The organism is Methylophaga lonarensis MPL (assembly GCF_000349205.1).
Lineage (GTDB): Bacteria > Pseudomonadota > Gammaproteobacteria > Nitrosococcales > Methylophagaceae > Methylophaga > Methylophaga lonarensis.
Genome location: NZ_APHR01000031.1, coordinates 23663 through 42885, shown reverse-complemented (window position 1 = coordinate 42885; position 19223 = coordinate 23663). Strand labels below are relative to the sequence as shown.

The 19223-nt window shown below is 49.6% G+C and carries 21 protein-coding genes; 9 read left to right on the top strand and 12 right to left on the bottom strand.

The annotated features are described in order from the left end of the window. Positions 1-128 precede the first annotated feature (128 nt). The 6 genes from MPL1_RS06280 to mutM are packed head-to-tail and all read left to right on the top strand — an operon-like array spanning position 129 to position 5410. Positions 129-659 carry an EAL and HDOD domain-containing protein gene (locus MPL1_RS06280; protein WP_235045542.1) on the top strand — a complete coding sequence of 177 codons (531 nt, stop codon included), beginning with the start codon at positions 129-131 and terminating at the stop codon, positions 657-659. A gap of 5 nt (positions 660-664) precedes the next feature. Further along, positions 665-1603, top strand: coding sequence for an ABC transporter ATP-binding protein (locus MPL1_RS06275; protein WP_009726283.1), 939 nt, complete (start codon positions 665-667; stop codon positions 1601-1603). Then, entirely contained in the window at positions 1596-2345 is a 750-nt protein-coding gene (locus tag MPL1_RS06270; protein WP_009726282.1) for an ABC transporter permease, read from the top strand. Before MPL1_RS06275 ends, MPL1_RS06270 begins: the two co-directional genes overlap by 8 nt. Next, on the top strand, positions 2342-3706 hold the full coding sequence (locus tag MPL1_RS06265; RefSeq protein WP_009726281.1) for a GldG family protein: 1365 nt from the start codon (positions 2342-2344) through the stop codon (positions 3704-3706). The genes MPL1_RS06270 and MPL1_RS06265 overlap by 4 nt, the downstream gene beginning before the upstream one ends. Then, the gene (locus MPL1_RS06260; protein ID WP_009726280.1) at positions 3703-4593 is read left to right on the top strand and encodes a DUF4340 domain-containing protein; all 891 of its coding nucleotides are present in this window, start codon (positions 3703-3705) and stop codon (positions 4591-4593) included. The genes MPL1_RS06265 and MPL1_RS06260 overlap by 4 nt, the downstream gene beginning before the upstream one ends. Further along, the gene (mutM, locus tag MPL1_RS06255; RefSeq protein WP_009726279.1) at positions 4586-5410 is read left to right on the top strand and encodes a bifunctional DNA-formamidopyrimidine glycosylase/DNA-(apurinic or apyrimidinic site) lyase; all 825 of its coding nucleotides are present in this window, start codon (positions 4586-4588) and stop codon (positions 5408-5410) included. The genes MPL1_RS06260 and mutM overlap by 8 nt, the downstream gene beginning before the upstream one ends. A 52-nt stretch (positions 5411-5462) precedes the next feature. Here the strand turns inward: mutM and MPL1_RS06250 are convergent, their stop codons facing one another. Continuing rightward, a complete protein-coding gene (locus tag MPL1_RS06250; RefSeq protein WP_009726278.1) occupies positions 5463-5753 on the bottom strand; it encodes a c-type cytochrome in 291 nt (96 codons plus the stop codon). Between the two features lie 78 nt (positions 5754-5831). On the opposite strand from MPL1_RS06250, the gene rluD reads away from it, so the two are divergent. The 3 genes from rluD to MPL1_RS06235 all read left to right on the top strand — a co-directional run bounded on the left by rluD (position 5832) and on the right by MPL1_RS06235 (position 8747). Then, positions 5832-6797, top strand: a complete 966-nt coding sequence (gene rluD / locus MPL1_RS06245) for a 23S rRNA pseudouridine(1911/1915/1917) synthase RluD (protein ID WP_009726277.1) — start codon at positions 5832-5834, stop codon at positions 6795-6797. Positions 6798-6839: 42 nt separating this feature from the next. Then, complete coding sequence (gene chrA, locus MPL1_RS06240; protein ID WP_009726276.1) at positions 6840-8021, top strand: chromate efflux transporter; 1182 nt, start codon at positions 6840-6842, stop codon at positions 8019-8021. A 207-nt stretch (positions 8022-8228) separates the two neighbouring features. After that, complete coding sequence (locus MPL1_RS06235) at positions 8229-8747, top strand: sigma-70 family RNA polymerase sigma factor (protein ID WP_009726275.1); 519 nt, start codon at positions 8229-8231, stop codon at positions 8745-8747. A 9-nt stretch (positions 8748-8756) separates the two neighbouring features. Here the strand turns inward: MPL1_RS06235 and MPL1_RS06230 are convergent, their stop codons facing one another. The 11 genes from MPL1_RS06230 to MPL1_RS14100 all read right to left on the bottom strand — a co-directional run bounded on the left by MPL1_RS06230 (position 8757) and on the right by MPL1_RS14100 (position 19179). Then, positions 8757-9326: an energy transducer TonB family protein gene (locus MPL1_RS06230; protein ID WP_009726274.1), complete on the bottom strand. Its 570-nt coding sequence runs from the start codon at positions 9324-9326 to the stop codon at positions 8757-8759. After that, positions 9271-9660 (bottom strand): hypothetical protein, encoded by a 390-nt coding sequence (locus tag MPL1_RS06225; protein WP_009726273.1) that lies wholly within the window; start codon positions 9658-9660, stop codon positions 9271-9273. The genes MPL1_RS06230 and MPL1_RS06225 overlap by 56 nt, the downstream gene beginning before the upstream one ends. A gap of 1 nt (position 9661) precedes the next feature. After that, positions 9662-10093, bottom strand: coding sequence for a biopolymer transporter ExbD (locus tag MPL1_RS06220; protein ID WP_009726272.1), 432 nt, complete (start codon positions 10091-10093; stop codon positions 9662-9664). Further along, on the bottom strand, positions 10090-11073 hold the full coding sequence (gene exbB / locus MPL1_RS06215; protein ID WP_009726271.1) for a tonB-system energizer ExbB: 984 nt from the start codon (positions 11071-11073) through the stop codon (positions 10090-10092). The genes MPL1_RS06220 and exbB overlap by 4 nt, the downstream gene beginning before the upstream one ends. A gap of 3 nt (positions 11074-11076) precedes the next feature. Further along, a complete protein-coding gene (locus MPL1_RS06210; RefSeq protein WP_009726270.1) occupies positions 11077-11463 on the bottom strand; it encodes a YbaN family protein in 387 nt (128 codons plus the stop codon). After that, positions 11463-12086: a biliverdin-producing heme oxygenase gene (locus tag MPL1_RS06205; protein ID WP_009726269.1), complete on the bottom strand. Its 624-nt coding sequence runs from the start codon at positions 12084-12086 to the stop codon at positions 11463-11465. The genes MPL1_RS06210 and MPL1_RS06205 overlap by 1 nt, the downstream gene beginning before the upstream one ends. Before the next feature lie 85 nt (positions 12087-12171). Continuing rightward, on the bottom strand, positions 12172-13497 hold the full coding sequence (locus tag MPL1_RS06200) for a tetratricopeptide repeat protein (RefSeq protein ID WP_009726268.1): 1326 nt from the start codon (positions 13495-13497) through the stop codon (positions 12172-12174). Between the two features lie 12 nt (positions 13498-13509). Beyond that, on the bottom strand, positions 13510-14895 hold the full coding sequence (locus tag MPL1_RS06195; RefSeq protein ID WP_009726267.1) for a surface lipoprotein assembly modifier: 1386 nt from the start codon (positions 14893-14895) through the stop codon (positions 13510-13512). 225 nt (positions 14896-15120) lie between these two features. Then, positions 15121-15951, bottom strand: a complete 831-nt coding sequence (locus MPL1_RS06190; RefSeq protein WP_009726266.1) for a Slam-dependent surface lipoprotein — start codon at positions 15949-15951, stop codon at positions 15121-15123. 91 nt (positions 15952-16042) lie between these two features. Further along, positions 16043-17845, bottom strand: a complete 1803-nt coding sequence (locus MPL1_RS14105; RefSeq protein WP_051057023.1) for a TonB-dependent receptor domain-containing protein — start codon at positions 17843-17845, stop codon at positions 16043-16045. A 71-nt stretch (positions 17846-17916) separates the two neighbouring features. Beyond that, the gene (locus tag MPL1_RS14100) at positions 17917-19179 is read right to left on the bottom strand and encodes a TonB-dependent receptor (RefSeq protein ID WP_051057021.1); all 1263 of its coding nucleotides are present in this window, start codon (positions 19177-19179) and stop codon (positions 17917-17919) included. Positions 19180-19223: the final 44 nt, after the last annotated feature.

The following is a 19223-nucleotide window of genomic DNA, read 5'->3' as shown; positions in this document are numbered from 1 at the left end:
TTCGAGCTGTTCCAGGGCTATTACTTCAGCCGGCCAATATCATCGAAGACAAGCCTGTTCCTGTGATCACGAAAAACTGTTTCAAATCATAGAAAAGCTGCAAGATCAGGATGTTGAGTTTCGCGAAGTTGAAGGCCCTGATTATTCAGGATGTCACACTCAGTTATAAACTGCTGAGACTACTCAACTCAGCCGCCATGGGATTGCGACGTAAAGTTGAATCCATTCAACAGGCCCTGGTGATTCTTGGCTTGGGCGCGATTCGAACCTGGACAACGCTGATTGCAATGAATGCCATCGAATCTGTCCCTCCTGAATTAATGATGAACGCGCTGATACGCGCCAAGATGTGTGAAAAACTGGCTTCTGAGTATGGCTTTCAAGAACAAACCGGTTTTCTGACCGGCATGCTGTCCAATCTGGACGTCATGATGGGAATTTCCATGGAAAACTTGATGACAAGCTTACCGCTCAGTGGCGAGATCAAGCTCGCATTAACACATGGCGGAGGCCCACTTGGCAGTCTGCTCAAAGCAGTGGCGCTTTACGAACAGGGTGAGTGGGATAAAATACAGGACTCTCATTTGACTCTATCGCAGATGAGCGATGCATATGTAGAAGCAACCGATTGGGCAATTCAGGCTAAATCCGTTCTGTAGACATCATGACAAAACTGCTGGAAGCAAATAATCTCGGCAAGAGATTCGGCCAACAAACCGCTGTCAGTGATATCAATATTCACCTGTCCCGCGGTGAAGTACTGGGATTTTTAGGTCCTAACGGTGCCGGCAAGTCGACCACGATGAAAATGTTAAGTGGCAATCTTGCGCCCACGAATGGGCAAATTCTCATTAACGGTGTTGATCTGCTTGAACAGCCCAAACAAGCCAAAGCACATATCGGTTATCTGCCTGAAACCCCGCCGCTTTATCGTGAACTGACTGTCAGGGAGTTTCTGGTTTTTTGTGGTCGGCTGAACCTGCTGGCCGGAAAGCCACTGCGGATCGCCGTTGATAGAGTAATAGAGCGTTGTGGACTTGGCGATGTACAGCATCGTTTGATAGGCCAGTTATCAAAAGGCTTTCAGCAGCGAGTCGGCATTGCCCAGGCGATTGTTCATCATCCTGCTGTGGTGATTCTTGATGAGCCAACTTCGGGCCTTGATCCCATCCAGATCCGCGACATTCGTCACCTTATCCGCGAAGTTGCCAACGAACACAGCGTCATACTATCGACTCATATTCTGCCGGAAGTGCAAATGCTGTGTGACAGAGTACAAATCATCGCTCATGGGCAATTACTGTTCAGCGACAGTATTGATGCGTTGAGCAAACAAATGCATGCATCATCATTGCAAGTCCAGTTAGCCAATGCCCCGTCAGTGAGTGAATTGTCAGCAATAGCCGGCGTGGTCTCCGTACAAACGATTGCCGACTCGACTTTTCGCCTGCACTATCAACCCGACAATGATCCTACCGAGCGACTGGTCAGCCTGGCAGTTGCAAACGGCTGGCAACTGCGCCAACTGGTCGCGGAACAGCATAGCCTCGAAGATGTGTTCATGAAAATTGTGCAGAGAGAGGAAAACAGCAAAGATGCTTAATCTTGCCCGCAATGAACTCTATCGACTGTTTCTATCACCGCTTGCCTGGGTCATTCTCGCGTTGAGTCAGGCTTTACTGGCTTACTTGTTTTTGAGTCATCTCGATTATTTTATGCAGATTCAGTCACAAATCGCAGCCATTCCTGGCGCGCCTGGTGTCACCGAAATGATCGTTGCCCCCTTGCTTGGCAATGCCGCCATTGTCCTGCTGCTGATCAGTCCGCTAATCACCATGCGTTTACTGGCTGAGGAACGTCGTAACGAGAGTTTACCGCTGCTGACATCGGCACCATTGACTGCTGCCGGTGTCGTCATGGGTAAGTTTCTCGGCAGTTTTGCTTTTTTACTGATACTGCTGTTCATGGTGTTACTGATGCCACTGAGCCTGCTGCTTGGCAGTCATATTGACCTCATGCAACTTGCTTCTGGTGCCTTGGGTCTGCTGCTGCTAATCGCAAGTTTTATGGCCATTGGCTTGTTCCTGTCTTCGCTGACCCGGCAACCTGCCATCGCTGCGGTAGCCACTTTCAGCCTGTTATTTTTTCTGTGGATCGTCGACTGGGCCGGTCAATCTGGTCATGATGATGCCGGCTGGCTTGGTTGGCTGTCACTGCTCAAACATTTTGAACCTATGCTGCAGGGAGAGCTTTATACCGCAGATGTTGCCTACTATTTAATTGTGACATTAACATTTCTGTTGTTCGCGATTCGAAAACTCGACAATGAGCGACTGACGGGATGAAGCTGAATCGACAATACATCCGCATGTTTACAGTGCAAAAGTGGCTGTTTTGGGCATTATTGGTTGTCGCCGTCATTGTACTGGCACAACTGGCAGAACATACCAATACACGCTTTGATCTGACCGCCAGCCAGCGTCACAGTCTAAGCCCGACCACGCTGAGCTTACTGCAAAGTCTTGAGCAGCCCGTCGATGTCGAAATTTTTATCAGCCACAATCATGAATTTCGCGATCTGGCCAGCAGTATTCTCAAGCGCTATCAAACCGCCAGTTCGCAACTAAATGTGCGTTTCACTGATCCAGAGCAAGCACCTCAGCGTGTTCGTGAACTGAATATTCGTCAGCAGGGTGAAATCGTGATCAGCACGGGCATTCGCAGGCAGCATGTGCTGGACTTTTCCGAGCAATCCATCACCAACGCACTGCTCAGTGTTGCCAGACAGCAGCAGCCGCTGATTCTGTTTGTGGAAGGACACGGTGAACGCAGTCCCTTTAGCGATGCCAATTTTGGTCTGTCACTATGGTCGGATTATCTGCAAGCAACCGGGGTACAGATTGAATCTTTAAATCTAGCCGCCAGCCCCGTCATTCCCGAAAATACCAGTGTCATTGTCATTGCCAGCCCCCAACGCGCATGGCTTGAAGGTGAGATCACGCTGATACAGCGTTATATCGATAATGGCGGTAACCTGCTGTGGATGGCAGAACCGGAACAACACTTGCTGCTCAGCCCTGTTGCAGAACAACTGGGACTGTATTTCAACAGTGGCCGGGTATTGGATGTCAATGCTCAACTGCTGGGGATTCAGGATCCCGGATTTGTGGTCATCGCAGACTATGCCAATCATCCGGTAGCGGCGGCGACACCCTCGGTCACATTATTTCCTGATGCCGTCGCCATTGAGCAAAATACGGCGGTCGCCACTGATTGGAACTACACAAGTCTGCTGCATACGGGTGCTCAAAGCTGGATTCAAATGAACACTGATGCAGATGACACATTGGTGCCCGAGTTCAACGCCAATACCGACATGACTGGGCCATTCTCTATCGGCTATTTGTTGGAGCGCTGGCCTGACAGCGACGATAATCCCCAGCGTATCGCAGTACTGGGTGATGGTGACTTTGCCTCTAATACCTATGTTGGTAATGCCGCCAATCTTGATTTTGCCAATGCCCTCATCAACTGGCTGACCGAGGATGATGCCTTAATTGAGATACCGCTCAGAACAACACCGGACAATCAGCTAAAACTTTCCGATGTTCAATCGATGTTACTTGGCATCGGTTTTCTATTTGTATTACCGCTGTTATTGGCTGGAACCGGCTTATTACTCTGGTGGCTGAGGCGCAGACGATGAAACGTCAGCTGCTGACCAATCTGTTGTTGTTGATTGTCATCTTACTGGCGTTCTGGGCGTTGCGCGTCGCAATGCAAGGTCCCAGTTACAACACTCTGGCTGATGTCACTGGCAAGCACACTGTCTCCAGCATCATCATTCGACGGCCAGACAGTCCACCGGTAGGCTTGATTGAAAAATCAGGGCAATGGCATATGCAACAACCTCGACCGGCACGCGCCAGTGATCATCGCGCCGCGCTGATTCTGAACTTGCTTTCCAGCCCGGTTTACAGTGAGTTCTACCCTTTTGACAGCAGTGGGCTTCAGGCTTTCGGTCTGGCACAGCCCAGATTGACCCTTCAGCTTGATGACGCCTTGTTATTGTTCGGTGATACCGAATCGCTCAGTGGTCGACGCTATGTCATGCACAAAGGCGTGATTTATCTCATCGACGATGATATTTCTCCGCTACTGCAAGCAGCTGCGGGCAGTTTTGTTGAACCTCGTATACTGCCAGAAGGTGCGCAGCTACAACGTATGACCTTGCCCATGCTCAATGAAGGGCAACCTGATCCGCGACAAACCATTAGCCTGATTCAACAACAAGGCAGCTGGCGCAGCGATATCAAAAACCCGTCTTTTAGCAGTGATGACCTGGTTCAATTAATACAAAACTGGTCAAATGCCTACGCTATGCAAGTGGCGATTATGCTAGACAACGCTGTCCCTGAAAATGCAGTACCTGTTCGAATCTGGCTACGCCATGAAGATCAACCGGTAGTTTTGTGGGTAGAAGTTTCAGCCAATGGACTGCTGATCAGTCATCCCGAAGCGGGCCTGCGCTACCTTTTTCCTTCGGGCATGCTGCAACAACTGTTTTTACAGGGCTCATCAACGGATGCCTGAATTACCTGAAGTCGAAACCAGCCGACGCGGCATAGCGCCCTTTCTGGAACAACAAAATATTGCTGAAGTCATCGTTAGAGACCACCGCCTGCGCTGGCCGGTGAACCCTGACCTGCCACAGATATTAGCTGAGCAGCGAGTGCATCAAATACGTCGTCGCGCCAAATATCTGCTGTTTGACTGTGATAGCGGCACCTTACTCATACATCTGGGCATGTCCGGGCGTTTACGAGTGCTTGATGCCAGTCAGCCGTTGCAACCTGACAAACATGATCATGTTGATATTGTCTTTGAAAATGGCTATCGACTGCGTTATACCGACCCAAGGCGATTTGGCGCTGTTATCTGGACGCACGAACCTGTAGAACTGCATCCCTTATTGTCGCATCTTGGGCCGGAACCACTGGAAGCTGATTTTGACGCTGACTACCTGCTTGATAAGGCGTCCAAACGCCAAGTTGCCATCAAAACATTCATTATGAATGCTGAGATCGTGGTCGGTGTTGGCAATATTTACGCCAGCGAAGCTCTGTTCATGGCGGGCATTCATCCCAAAATGATCACCGCCCAACTCAAAAGAAATCAGGCATTCAAACTGGTTGAGGCCATCAAGGCAGTGCTTGGCAAAGCGATTGCTGCAGGAGGCACTACCTTGAGAGATTTTCGTGACTCCGAGGGAAACCCCGGATATTTTGCTCAGGAATTACAGGTCTACAACAGGGCGGGACTGGGCTGCAGGCAATGTGGTCATCCGATAGAGCTTTTCCGGCAGGCAAACCGCGCCACCTATTTTTGTCCCGCTTGCCAGGGGCTCTGATCAAAGCCCGCTTAACCCTTCATAGCCAGAGGCCATGAGCGATCAACTGTGCCTATTCCTGCTCAGAAAAATATCTGGCTAGTTTGGCAATTTCTTCTGCGGTATATCCGGTGGCATGATGCATCATCACGGTAGCAGGCCGCTGTCCTGTCTGAAACTGCAACATCTGCTCAATGAAGTAGCTTTGCTCAAGGCCTGCCAGTCGCGGCATGCCGCCGACACTACGTCCCTCGGTTCCGTGGCAAGCAGCGCAGGTTGACGCCAATAACACCACATTTTGCTCAGCCTGCACCGCTGGCATTGCTAGAAATATGATCATGGCTACCAATAGCTGCTTTTGCATTATCACTCCCCAGATACATGAAGGTCATCTCAGGCGCATAGGCTATAATGCTGCTCTGATTTCATTAAATGATACCCCATGTCCGAAACAATAAAACTCCATTGCGAAATTCCTGATGAACTGACCGGCATGCGCCTGGATCAGGCGCTGGCACAATTATTCCCCGATTATTCCCGTGGTCAGTTAACCAAATGGATCAAAGCCGGTGAGGTAATGGTTGATAACACGCAACGCCGCCCCCGAGACAAAGTACACAGTGGTGAACAAATTCAGATTCGCGCCACGCTTCAAGTGCAGGATGACCATTGGCAGGCTGAAGCACTGCATCTGGACATTGTCTACGAAGATGAAGAAGTACTCATCCTCAACAAACCGGCCGGCATGGTGGTGCATCCAGGCGCGGGTAATCATCAGGGTACTTTGGTTAATGCCCTGCTCAACCATGCACCATCACTGATACATATACCCCGTGCAGGTATCGTGCATCGTATCGACAAACAAACCACCGGTTTGTTGATGGTTGCCAAAACGCTCAGAGCTCACAACTCACTTATCGGCCAGCTTCAAGAACGCACTGTATTACGCGAATATCAAGCGGTCGTTGGTGGTGTGTTGACCGCAGGCGGAACGGTGGATGCTCCGCTGGGTCGGCACCATATTGATCGTAAACGCATGGCGGTGACTGACAGTGGCAAACCCGCGGTGACCCATTACCGGGTGATTGAGCGCTTCCGAGCGCATACTCACATTCGCTGTAAACTGGAAACGGGGCGAACCCATCAAATCCGGGTTCACATGGCCTACATTCGTCACCCTTTGGTCGGCGATCCTGTCTATGGCGGTCGAATGCATGGCAAAGGCCTGAGCGAGGCCTGTCGCGAGGCAGTGACCGGGTTCAGGCGCCAGGCTTTACATGCAGGTGTATTAGGATTTGAACATCCCGCCAGCGGTGAACTGGTCAGTTGGGAAGTGCCCATTCCGGATGATATGCAACAACTGATTCATGCTTTGCAGACCGATATGACAATCACAGAATCGTCATAATGCCATGACAGAATAGCCATACATGATTTAGGAAACACGTTGATGTCTGCCGCAATCGAAGTCTGGAAGTCCTTTATCAAACTGGGTTTTACCGCCTTTGGTGGACCAGTGGCGCATATCGGTTTCTTTCGTCAGGAGTTTGTCGAACGTCAACGCTGGCTCACTGACAACCAGTTTTCACAACTACTGGCCATTTGCCAGTTTTTGCCTGGTCCCGCCAGCAGTCAAATGGGCATGGCAATCGGTTTGATACGTGCAGGTTGGGCAGGTGCATTTGCCGCTTTTATTGCCTTTACATTACCGTCAGCCATCGTTCTGTTTGGCTTTGCCGGCCTTGCCATGTATCTGGATAACGCAACCGGTATTGCCATCATCAACGGGCTCAAACTAGTGGCTGTGGCCGTGGTTGCCCATGCACTTTTAGGCATGAGTAAAACACTGACGCCCGACTGGACACGTCGTGGCATCGCATTTGCCGCCGTTATTATTCTGCTGCTGGCAACTTCGACATGGATGCAGTTACTGGTGATACTGCTCGGCGGCATTGTCGGTATTTGGCTTTGCCAAGCCAGACATCTGGAAAGTAGCGAAATCAAAGTGCCCTATTCACAACGCAGCGCCGTAGTGCTTGGCATGCTGTTCACAGCCCTGCTGTTGGCCAGCTTTTTAAGCACCACCAGCTCGGAAAGCACTCCCTTCAACCTGTTTGCCAATTTTTATCAGGCCGGCGCACTGGTGTTTGGTGGCGGCCATGTCGTACTGCCTTTGCTGGAACAAGGCACAGTCGGCAATGGCTGGATGACCACAGACACCTTTCTGGCCGGCTATGGCGCTGCACAAGCGGTGCCCGGACCATTGTTTACCCTGTCTACCTATCTTGGTGCCAATATCGATACCGGCCTCGCCTCAGGCTGGTCAGCACTGATCGCCACACTGGCAATTTTTCTGCCCGGTTTTTTGTTATTGCTGGCCTTACTGCCTTTCTGGGGAAAGCTGACCGCCACCCCGAAAGCAGCTGCCGCGGTGGCCGGTGTCAATGCCGCAGTTGTCGGCCTGCTGGCGGCTGCCTGGTATGACCCGGTGATCACCTCAAGCATCAAAAGCTGGGCCGATATCATCATTGCCATTGCTGGATTTATGATCCTCGCCGTACTGAAAAAATCAGCGCTGTGGACCGTGTTGTTTTGCGTGCTGGCCTCGCTGTTGTTCAGTGTTCTGATGTGAGCATTGTTTCGTCGGGTTCATCGTTTAATCGATCTGACAAAACCACTAAATCTCCACTGTTCCTAAGCCTTAGCTGAAGCATGTTTTAAAGGGACTTTTTCTTTTATACGACTCAATTGATCAACAAGCTTATTTGCATAAACCTGCCCTTTTAATGATAATGATACGCATTATCATTAATGAGTAACGATCATCAGGAGTTTGTTCATGACTGCAATCAGCAATCAACATGCCAGACAGGTTGAACAACTGTACCTTGAAAATCACAGCTGGTTGTCCATGTTCATTCAGAAACGGCTGGGCTGCCCTGAAGATACCGCCGACATGATCCATGACACCTATATGCGCATCATGGTCAGTGGTCGCTTGCCTGAAAAGCAAGAATCCAGACGTTTTCTGACGCACATCGCTAAAGGTCTATTAGTAGACAAATTTCGCCGCAAACAGCTCGAAAAAGCCTATCAGGAATATCTGCAAGATCTTCCAGAGTCTCATGCGCCCTCGGCTGAGCAACATGCACAAATGATTGAGTCGCTGGTAGAGCTTGATGCCATGTTGCACCGATTACCCGCGAAAGTCCGTGAAGCCTTGCTGCTCAGACAACTGGATAACCTGAGTTATAAGGAAATTGCACAACGCATGAATATCTCGGTTTCCTCCGTGGAAAAATATATTGCCAAAGGTCTGCAGGCCTGTCTCGAAGCGGCATTTGAAGATCGCGTTTAGTCAGCCTGTTCACAGCGAATAGTTAATTGGCACTGTCAATGTCAGCTGTGAACCCGTTATTTCTTCAGGCAAGGCAGGCAAAGGCTCTGCCTGGCGGATAAGTTCCAAAGCCGCCAAATCCAATGATTCCGTACCACTGCTTTGCACCAGCCAGACATCAATAACGGCACCGTTTCTGTTCATGATAAAAGCGACTCTCGGCACCCCTTGATGTCCTCGACGACGCGCATGTGCCGGATATTGTTTAAATTGATCCAGATGCGCATGCAAACGAAATTGCCAGTTATCTCGTGCCTGTAATACACGTTGTTCACTGAATCTGCCTACCCTGGGGGCTGCCGCTTCCGCATGATTCTCTGCCTCTACCACTCTTGGTGCCGCAGTCTCTGGCGCTGAATAGTCACTACTACTCTCCGTTACTCGAGGATTCACTGGTTCTTGCACGAGTTCTGGCTCTGCAGATTCAGGTTCCTGCTCAGGCTCAGGCTCAGGCTCAGGCTCAGGCTCAGGCTCAGGCTCAGGCTCAGGTCTCRGGGTTCGGGTTCGGGTTCGGGTTCGGGTTCGGCGGTTCAACTGCATTGTGCAGATCAGCCTCATCTTCAGTGGCAAAGGCCTGAATCTCGCTTTTTTCCGATCTTGTATGATCAGGCGTGACAGGTGGCGAAACCGACCTTTCGACACTGGCTTCTGACAGCTGAGTATCATCAGGCAAGTCAGGCATGATTGGTTGGTCAGGCACGGCAATAAATGGCGCAACCATGGCAATTTCTATTGGAATCGCATCAGGTATAAGCAGAGGTCTGGACACTGGTTGCCATAAAAAAAACCACAACAAGGCAAGATGCGCCAGGATGCTGAACGCAACACCAACCGAAAATGACATTCGCCATGAACAGCGTTTCAAAGCTGGCATTTCAGACTCCGCTGGATTGCTCTAGTCCGACCAATGCAATCTTCACATATCCGGCATTTCCCAAGGCAGTAATGACCTTCATTAGCTCTTCATAACTAAGGCTTTTATCGGCACGCAGAAAAATTCGGGTGTCTTGATCCGGCACCAATCTCTCAAACTGCTGCTGCAAATCGTCCAGCGTGATCCGCTCATCATCATTAAGCGTCAACGTCATATCAGCTTCCACAGACAGAAACACGGGCTGCTGTTCAACTGAAGGCGGCTGCACAGAGGTTGTCGGCAAATCAATTGGAATACTGGCTGTGGCTAGCGGCGCCGCCACCATAAAGATAATTAATAGCACCAGCATCACATCAATAAATGGCGTGACATTGATTTCATGTGTTTCGGTCAGATCCTGCTCTGCCGGATTATTTGAAAATCCTGTTTTCACTCGCCCACCGCCGCTTTTTTGATCATTGAGACATCAGCGATATCCGCTTGACTAAAGCTACTCTGCCGGTCCAGATCACGGCTAACCAGAATCAACAAACTGGTAGAAAGATTGCCGAGCATTGAACGATATGCCGAAATCTTTCGGGTGAAATGGTTATAGATAACCACTGCCGGGATCGCCGCAACCAGCCCCATGGCAGTCGCCAGCAGGGCTTCAGCGATACCGGGAGCAACCACTGCCAGATTGGTTGTTTGTGACTGGGCAATGCCGATAAAGGCATTCATGATTCCCCAAACAGTGCCAAACAAACCTACAAAAGGCGCAACCGAGCCCACCGTTGCCAGCACGCCCATGCCTGTCGTCATTGAAGTGGCTTCGGCGTTTTGAATAGATTCTAATCGGCTGCTAATCCGTTGCTTAATCCCCTCATCCACCCAGGCACTCTCGTCGCGGGACATCTTGAGTTCCTGTTCCGTAGCCTCAATCAATGATCTACCAGCACTTGCCTCACCAAATTGCAGCTGACTTGCCTCATCAAACCGATGTTGTGTTATCACCTGTGCCAAAAGCTTGTTGAGCTGCTTTCTGGCAGATGCCAGCTGCAACCATTTCGCCATCCAGATAGCCCAGGTCACGATGGATGCCGCCAGCAGCAGTATCATCACTGACTTCACCACCCAATCCGCAGCTTGATACATGCCATAGGGCGAAAGATCGTGCGCCAATGTCCCCATGATCGACCCAGCTGAGGCTTCAGGACTTTCCAGCAGCTGTTCAGACTCAGCAGCAATTGACGCCTCACCGTCTTCTATATTGAAAAGCCTATTGTCGGCGCTGGATGATTCCTCCAGCACTGCTGTATCAGATGACCGTGATGCATCATCAGTGACTAGCGGATTTATGTCTTCCTCTGCCATCACTGCAACAGTGATAGTCAGTCCCAGACACAAGGCAAACACTTGTTTCCATAACTTCATCTATTACTTCTCACTTTCACATGCCAGTGTTGGCATCTCGGGTCTGCGCACCAGCCAGATCATCACGAGCGCCATCACGACTGGCACGGAATATTTCACCCACATGGGCGCATTGCTGGTAATCAGCAAAGCGGCACTCACCAACATGCTCAGCAAGGCAATCCATTTGGCTCGACGCGGAATAGCTCGATGTGTCTGCCATTGTGTGATCATGGGTCCAAACCGGGGATGCGCCAACAGCCAGCGATGCAATCTCGGCCAGCCATTAGCTGACGCCCAAACCGCCAACAGTACAAACTCAGTGGTAGGAATACCTGGCAGGATCAGCCCGATAAAAGCTAAGCCAAGAAAAAACAGTGCCAGCAAGCGCCATAAAGCTGTTTTCAACATCAGCCAGTCACTTCTTTTTTTTCCGTGCCCATCAGTTCTTCGACTGCTTCAGTCACAAAATAAAATGCCTGTTTGGCAGCATCCAGTGCTTGTTTTCGTTGCAGATCATTCAGATCCAGGTTATCCAGAATTGCCTTGAACTCACGCCAGTGCGTTGCCCGACCATCGCTGTGAGCAGCCATATGACTGGCGCCAAAAGTCTCGGACAGGTTTAGTGAATTTTTAACGTGCTTGAGCAACATGGCAGCGCCCAATGTTGAACCTTCAATCGTGTACAACCAGCCAAGGCCGGCATAACTATCTGTAATCGTGAACTGCTGACCAAGCTGCTGATCATGCTGTTGCAGCTCCGTTGCAATATTCAAATCAACACAATCCTGTAACACGGCATTGAGACGACTGCGTTGTTTGAGTTCAGGAATAAGCGTATTTAATTGCGCATTCTGATACACCTGCTCTCCCGCCGCATGCAGGCGAAGTTGCATTCTCAAAAAGCCCTGATAATGCGCATTATCAGCAAAAGGATTGAGCTGCATAATGCGTTTATCCAGTTGCTCGTGGATCGCACTGGTTCCATTTTTGAGATAGAGCGAGAATGTTTCTGAATCTGTTGTTTGAGGCATGACAGTATCCGTTAATTGTGTGGGGATACTTCATATACCGAATGAGATGACGATTTCCGTAAAAAATAATAGCTAAGATTCGTATTTATTGATTTCTAAGCGCTCTGGCACGATTGCTATAGAGCCTTGCTTTACCGGTTTTCCCCCAGGCGTTATAGAGTGTTGCCAGGTTATCCAGTGCAATCAAAAGACTCTCTTCATTCACATCAGCCACGCTGTCCAATAACGCCAATGCCTCCAAAAACAAAGGTTCAGCTTGTGCATACTGGCGTTGATTGTAATAAATCGTTGCCGCATAGCCCGCGATTCTGGATGCATCCAGAGGCCGTTGATTAAGCTGCTGATGCAAAGCGAAACTCTGCTCAAACAACGCTAACGCTGTGCGAGTTTCTCTCTGCAATAATTTGAGACTTGCCCGATTACCCAAAATCAGCGCCTGCTCAATCGACTCGTTTTGATCTAGCTCAGCCAGCAAACCCAGTGCCTGCTGGTAGAAATCATCGGCCTCGGCAAAGTTTTCATCCTGCTGAAAGCGCATGGCCAGTTCGTTAAGATGCATCACACTGGCCAAACTTGGCGTGGTTTGCTGTTGGCGGATTTTCAGTGCCTGCTCACGCAATGGCAAGGCTTTACTGGCTTGCTGAGTGTCTTCATAAGCCGTCGCCAGCAGTTCCAGCAGCCATAATTTTTGTTCCTCATTCTGCGTTGTTTGCTGCTGTAGCAACTGCCTGCCTTGTTCAAGCACGGCAATCGCCTGCTGTGTCTGCTGCTGTGCCAAGTGTGTTTGTGCCAGCAGCACACGTAAGTCGATTAAATCTTCAATAGCGTCAGGCTGATGCGTAAATTGATCCTGGCCGGGAAATCCGTTCAAGGCGTTTTTAAGCAATTGCTCGGCTTCGACAAACTGATGACCGGCCATCAAAAGCTGTGCCTGTGCCAGGACGGCCTGCCACAAAGTGCCATCACCCTCACTGTTAAATGCAAGATGGCTCTGTATCGACTGCTGATACGCTGCAGAGGCCAGCTCCAATTGATTAGCCTGTTGCAATAACTGCCCCTGATTGAACAACAGGATCCCCAACTGTTCCTGGTGTTGTTCAGATGCCTGTCTGCTTAGTTGCACCGCTTGTTCAATCGCATCCAGCGCCTGATCAGTTTGCCCCTGGGCGGCATATATGTAAGCCAGCATATTCAAACTGCTTGCCTGATAAGCATCGCCATTGTCAGCTTTTTCGGCCAAAGCAATGGCCTGCTGAATCAGTTGTTGTGCCAGCAGATAATCACTGTCGTGATAAGCCTGCGTCGCCTGCGTCTGAAGCTGCTGCCAGTCATCTGAACCCCTGGCCTCAGATTGACTGAACGCTGATGTAGACAGCAGCAATAAATACACTGAAATCAGTCTCAGCATCATGATCTTTAATCCTCAGAAGTTTTTTTGCAGTTTCAGGCTGACACTGTTGCGTTCATAGGCATACAGCCAGTCAATGTTGCTATCGACCTTGCGGTGCTTGAAAGTCAGATTGGGTTCCATGCCATACATGGCAAGACCGGGGAAGCGCACAATCAAGGTATAGTTTTGTTCTCGATCCTTGCGTTGTTCACCAAACAATGGGCTAAACGCATCATGTTCACGCTCACGATACGAAGCAAACAACACGGCATTGACGTACTGATTAAAGGTTTTGGCCACACCCGCTCTGACCCCCAGCTGTTCGTAGGCGAGTTGTTTGATTTGGGCTTTTTTCCGGGTCCAGTCCAGGCCACCAAACACTGTCCAGTTATTCGGTAAGACATACCAGGCGGTCGCAAACGCAGACCAGATATCGCCATCATACTGATCGGCAAGTACGCTTTTCCGGTACTGCTGATCCTTATAACTTGTCTCCAGTTTGAACATCACTTTATCGCTGAAATAGTGCTGCCACTCTGCATTCAGACCCCAGGCACCATAAAGCGAATCATTGCCGTAACGAGAAAACTCAAAGGTGGGAGCCAACGAATACTGGTTACGCATATTGTGGTAGCTGTAACCGAACTGCGTACTGATTTGGCTTTCGTTATAAATAGAATGCTCTTTATAACTTTGCCCAAACAACAGCCCGCGAAAAAACACACCATGATGCCCCGACAATGCAAAGCGCCTGTTCAAGGTCATCTCATAATCAAGCCCATGCGCTTTGATAGCATCTGGCGTCTGGCGTTCAAACAGACACACTGAACCGTAATAGAGCAGACAGGTATAACTCTCGGATGTCTGATTCAGGTTATCTGACCAGACCGCACCCATCGCAACAGAGCCCTGCCAGGATTGGCGTCTGTCAACCGCCTGCAAAAAACTGTCTACCGTTGTCAACACGCCCTGATGACGAGCATCAGCGGGATCCAGAGTCACGGCAATCTGCTGAAACATGGCTTCGGAATCGGCATCTTTACGGTTTTCAAATAACACCCGCGCCAACTCCAGCTGTCCGAGCAGAAAATCAGGCTGAATATCAAGCAGTTTTCTGAACTCGCTTTCCGCCAGCTTCATCTCGCCTCGTAATCTGGCCAGCGAACCTTGTGCATAGGCAATCAGCATCGGATCTGCATCAGGGAATGTCAGATATTCATCCAGAAAATACAGCACCGCTGGCCATTGCCGCTGTTGAATAGACAAATACAACGCCCGTCCAACATCATTGACGTTGTGTTCGATGGTATGGGTCGTACCGTCAATGGTCAGGGTGGGCCGCTGCCCTCGCAGATACTCTTCATCCTTGAGAATTTGCCTTTCCTGCTGGCTGGATTGCAGCTCAATACTTTGATTCAATCGTAGCGAAGTATCCTTATCATTAGCCCAACCACTCAGGCTAATGAACTGACAGCAAAAAAATGCGGCGAGAAGCATCCGTTTGCAACGAGATGCAACTAATAATCGTGATTCAGGTGACATAGTCCGGTGGCTTTCAGCAGAAAAAGGAAGCAAGCGCCTGAACACAGGCGCTTGCTTGTTGAAGCACTACTTAACTGATTTCCCTATCAGTCAGGCAGTGTATTACTGTGCTTGACCACCAAAGGCAGTGTCGTACTGTGTACCAGCGAAGTCGATAATCCCCGCTACAGCATCATGGTTATTGAAGAAATTGCCTGATATGGCACCACCAGTCGCCAGAGTACCGCTGTTATCAGACGCAACCGCACCAGAACCGGAAATCGCGGCTGAAGATGAAATCTCAGCAGTCCCAATATCAATTATGAATCCGGCAGTATCCTGGATATCACCAGTCAATGTGCCGTAAACACCATAGAAGTTGGCCTCAAACTCACCAGCCATCACACCTACTGTGCTGAACTGGTTGTTAATGCCAGTTACGTTATATTTAATTTGTACCGGCGAAGAGAATGAACCTGGAATTGACTGATCTGCATTATCGCCATGGTAGTAAACCTGACGCCCGTTGTAGGTGGTGCCACCAGAAACAGTATTACCATTTTCTGACCATTCACCAAACCAGACATCGCCATCACCCGCCCGAGCAAAACTAAATACACCCAACTCGTCATGCGTTTCTGGCGCTTCGGTGATTGCAAAGTCCAGATGATAGATTGGACCTGTTAAATCATTGGTCAGTCCCTCAAAGTCAACTCTTGCTGTGACACCCAGCAAAGGAAAGTTGGATATACCAATACCTGCATTACCCCAGGAGTGAGGACCAAAAGGTACATTTGAAACACCAACCTGAATATATTGATAGCCACTCACCGCTGCGCTCTGGGTACCGGCCCAGGGGGCTGCCTGCACTTGGGCAGCTGCCATTAGCAGGCTGCTAGCCAGCGCGATATTGCCAGCCAGTTTGGCGTGTTTGAAAAAATCTTTTGTTTGCATGGTGAAACTCCTTGTTATCAACATTGAAAGTTGGCATGCAGAAAACCTCCGCTTGCCGTCTATTGGAGCGTTGCCCCAATTCGTAAATGCTTTAAAAATTCATGGTCAGGCTCAGCTTAATTACTCTGCCCGGTGCCGCCATCATTGAACGGGTAGCCGGGTCAACGTAATACTGATCGGTCAGATTGGTACCCAGCAGTTCAATGCTGATATCGTTGTTAATCCGGTAGTTGGCATAAGCATCAACCGTCAGCAGGTTTCCCCAGGTATATGGGCTGTTAACACCGAAATTACGGTAGTACTGCACATACTCCTCAAGGTCCTTATTGCTGTGACCTTTGTAGTAGCTGAGTCGAGTACCCAACTCGAGTTTTCTCTCCAGAAATCGGCCGCCCAACGTCAGTGTGCCGGACAGTTCGGGAATGGCTTGTGTCAACAAGTAACTGCCAATAAAACCATCCTGAACACAGCGGGAAATGGGCAAACTTGCTGTTCCTGCTGCGCCACTTATTCGACTAAGAGAATCTGAAGTGGCTTTATCACAAACCTCATTTTCGAAGGTATAAGACAGACCCAGGTTGGTAAAAAAGCGTCCAGTATCAAAACGGGCCTGTATTTCAGCTCCGCGAATGGTTTGCTGGTCGATATTGCTAAACCGCCACCACTGATCGCGTTCGATAAGATTTTTAGTCTTATGCTGAAAGTAGGCGACTTTGAAATCGGCATATTCCGCATTTAGCCAGGGCGTTAGATCTTGGACAAAGGCCAGTTCGTAGTTAAAGGCATGTTCCGGCTCAATATCGTAGTAAGGGTTTTGGTTGGCAGAAAAACCGATGGTACTTTCAAACATGCTGGGATAACGTTTTGCCTGACTATGCCGAAAGTAAATACGGCTGGCCTCAGTCAGTTGATAAGTCGCAGAGAAAAACGGCACCCAGGCACGGCCACGCTTGGTTTTGGCAGTGGTATCGGCTTCATAGGCCAACTCTTCGCGCAAAGCCGTGACTTCGGCTGACTCTCCTCCAGTCTGTGTCTCTTGCCATGCTGTGCAATCGTCGATATTGGATAATTCGCCATTTTCACAAGGGTTATTGGCTGACAAATAATTGCCTTTGCCATCGTGATACCAAACGGCAAGCTGTTCCAATTGAATGACCTGACCAACCGGAGCTTGGTTGTTAGCTGAAACTGTGGCTAACAACTCTGCTATGAAAGGAGTCGCACCTTCACTGATAAAGTAATTGTATTGTTCCTGATAGACGTTATCCCAATCATCTTGAGTTGATGTGTAATTGGTATAACCGGATACCACCCGACCATGATAAGCCGTGACACTGGTCGGCATATTGCCCGCTTTTTGCTGTTCATCCAGATAATCATCAAAGGCCCAGTAGGAGGAATAACGCGCACCGGCGCTAAAGCTCAGACGATTGGTTGGCCGCCAGTCAAAATTGAAGTTGCCCTCCCATTCCTGTCGGCGGCCAGCGCGGGGTAAACTGAAACTGCCGTTCCAATTATCCGGGTCATATTCAAGCCCTTCGGAACGAAGTTTTTCGTATTGCCAATTACCTCCCAGCGTGAGATCAAGTGAATCCAATAAGGCCAGCTTGTTACTGAGGGTGACACCGGTTCGCTCGTTATTCTGACTACGAAGTCCGGCATCAAAAATAATCGGATCACTAGCTGAGAAGGCAAAATTTGGTGGTCCACCAGCCGTGTAGGTATCACTACGGGTATCGGTAAACCAGATATTGGAATAAAAATCCAGCCAGGGGTTGGCTTGTGGATTCAATTTGTATTCGAGGTTAAACGCCCGAGCATCCACCTGGCTCAGTGGCCACTGAATTCTGCCTGAATCTTCACCGTAACCACTTGCACGAATTCGTGATGGCATCACTTCGCCATACAGACTGTCTGATCGGCGGGCAGTAAAACTCAGGCTTTGCTCATCACTGATTTTCCAGGTCAGTTTGCCCAGCAGGATTCCATTTCACTGGATGTATTCAACACTTCGGTACCGGGAGGAAAAGCAACCGCCAGGCCTTGAATTGGATTGAGCTCCGCCAGTGAGCTGCCAGCACTGTTATAAGGGGTTGAATAATAGCCGGCATTACTTTTGCCGGAATAATGATTACCTTTTTCCCGATAGGCGTAGGCCACCATGGCATCAAAGTATTCATGACGTTTGCCCACTGCCAGACGTAATGCATAGTCTTCGCCAGAAAACGGATTGTAGTCGCGGCTGTTTTTCGGCTCGACCCGCAGTGTTGGATCGCTAAAAGAATTAATTGCCCCTGGTGTGAATCCTGGGACATCTCGGTAATCCATACCGGTTGATAATCTGGGCACTCGCGGCCCGACTGAGCCGCTACTGCCTTCGATCTTCAGCTCGGCACCAAAGTCCTCACCCGGTTTGACGATGTCATCAACATCAATGGTTCTGGCGACAATAGCGCCACCCACACCACTATAGACATTGCGTTCCAGGTTAGGCCCTTTAATGATCTGAATATTGCCAATCAGATTTGGGTCAATGTAGCTACGATTGGAAGCCCCGTTATACCCCCGCCAGACAGTAATGGCCTGTTCTGTCCCATCAATGGTCAATGGCACCCGACCAGGACCTTGAATGCCGCGGATATTGGGATCTATCGCACCACTATTGCGGGAATCACCACTAAACACGCCGGCAACGCCATTCAGCAAATCTGCCGGGCTGGCACCCTTGTAACGTTCAATTTCTGTTTTGCCGATGTAGCTGGTTGAGATATCCCGATCAAACACTTCGTTATACCCCTGCTCATCCCGAGTCAGGGCAAACTGATTACCGACAACATCGATAGTCTCCAGGTGGATGGACTCTGCCAGATCATTGTCCTGATACAGGATTTCCGGCGAGCTGATCCGATAAGCACCATCCGCCTGCTGGATAGCGACAAGGCCGGTATCACGCAACAGCGTACGTAAGCCATGCAGTGCCCCGTACTCACCATTCAAGCCACTGCTGCTGTGGCCTTGCAATAAGGCACCATCAACATATAGCTCCAGTCCGGCTTCCAAGCCAAACTGATTCAATACCTGATCAAGACTACCGCCGGGAATATTGAAGGTGTGTGTTTGATATAACTCTATTTCTGCACTAACAGAAGTGCTGTGCAACGGACTAAAACTCGCCAGACACAGGCTGACAAAGAGTGGTTTAAGTCGTAAAACTGAACGCGACGACATGTGGATCTTAACCTCATTTAACAGTATGTAATCTGTATACCGAA

Bases quoted from the DNA above. Each gene is read 5' to 3' on its own strand.
- exbB (WP_009726271.1), bottom strand. From the start codon at position 11,073: ATGAAGTTATGGAAACAAGTGTTTGCCTTGTGTCTGGGACTGACTATC.
- rluD (WP_009726277.1), top strand. From the start codon at position 5,832: ATGTCCGAAACAATAAAACTCCATTGCGAAATTCCTGATGAACTGACC.
- MPL1_RS14100 (WP_051057021.1), bottom strand. From the start codon at position 19,179: ATGTCGTCGCGTTCAGTTTTACGACTTAAACCACTCTTTGTCAGCCTG.
- MPL1_RS06200 (WP_009726268.1), bottom strand. From the start codon at position 13,497: ATGATGCTGAGACTGATTTCAGTGTATTTATTGCTGCTGTCTACATCA.
- MPL1_RS06275 (WP_009726283.1), top strand. From the start codon at position 665: ATGACAAAACTGCTGGAAGCAAATAATCTCGGCAAGAGATTCGGCCAA.
- MPL1_RS06265 (WP_009726281.1), top strand. From the start codon at position 2,342: ATGAAGCTGAATCGACAATACATCCGCATGTTTACAGTGCAAAAGTGG.
- MPL1_RS06205 (WP_009726269.1), bottom strand. From the start codon at position 12,086: ATGCCTCAAACAACAGATTCAGAAACATTCTCGCTCTATCTCAAAAAT.
- MPL1_RS06190 (WP_009726266.1), bottom strand. From the start codon at position 15,951: ATGCAAACAAAAGATTTTTTCAAACACGCCAAACTGGCTGGCAATATC.
- chrA (WP_009726276.1), top strand. From the start codon at position 6,840: ATGTCTGCCGCAATCGAAGTCTGGAAGTCCTTTATCAAACTGGGTTTT.
- MPL1_RS06270 (WP_009726282.1), top strand. From the start codon at position 1,596: ATGCTTAATCTTGCCCGCAATGAACTCTATCGACTGTTTCTATCACCG.
- MPL1_RS06250 (WP_009726278.1), bottom strand. From the start codon at position 5,753: ATGCAAAAGCAGCTATTGGTAGCCATGATCATATTTCTAGCAATGCCA.
- MPL1_RS06235 (WP_009726275.1), top strand. From the start codon at position 8,229: ATGACTGCAATCAGCAATCAACATGCCAGACAGGTTGAACAACTGTAC.
- MPL1_RS14105 (WP_051057023.1), bottom strand. From the start codon at position 17,845: ATGCCATCACGAATTCGTGCAAGTGGTTACGGTGAAGATTCAGGCAGA.
- MPL1_RS06210 (WP_009726270.1), bottom strand. From the start codon at position 11,463: ATGTTGAAAACAGCTTTATGGCGCTTGCTGGCACTGTTTTTTCTTGGC.
- MPL1_RS06260 (WP_009726280.1), top strand. From the start codon at position 3,703: ATGAAACGTCAGCTGCTGACCAATCTGTTGTTGTTGATTGTCATCTTA.
- mutM (WP_009726279.1), top strand. From the start codon at position 4,586: ATGCCTGAATTACCTGAAGTCGAAACCAGCCGACGCGGCATAGCGCCC.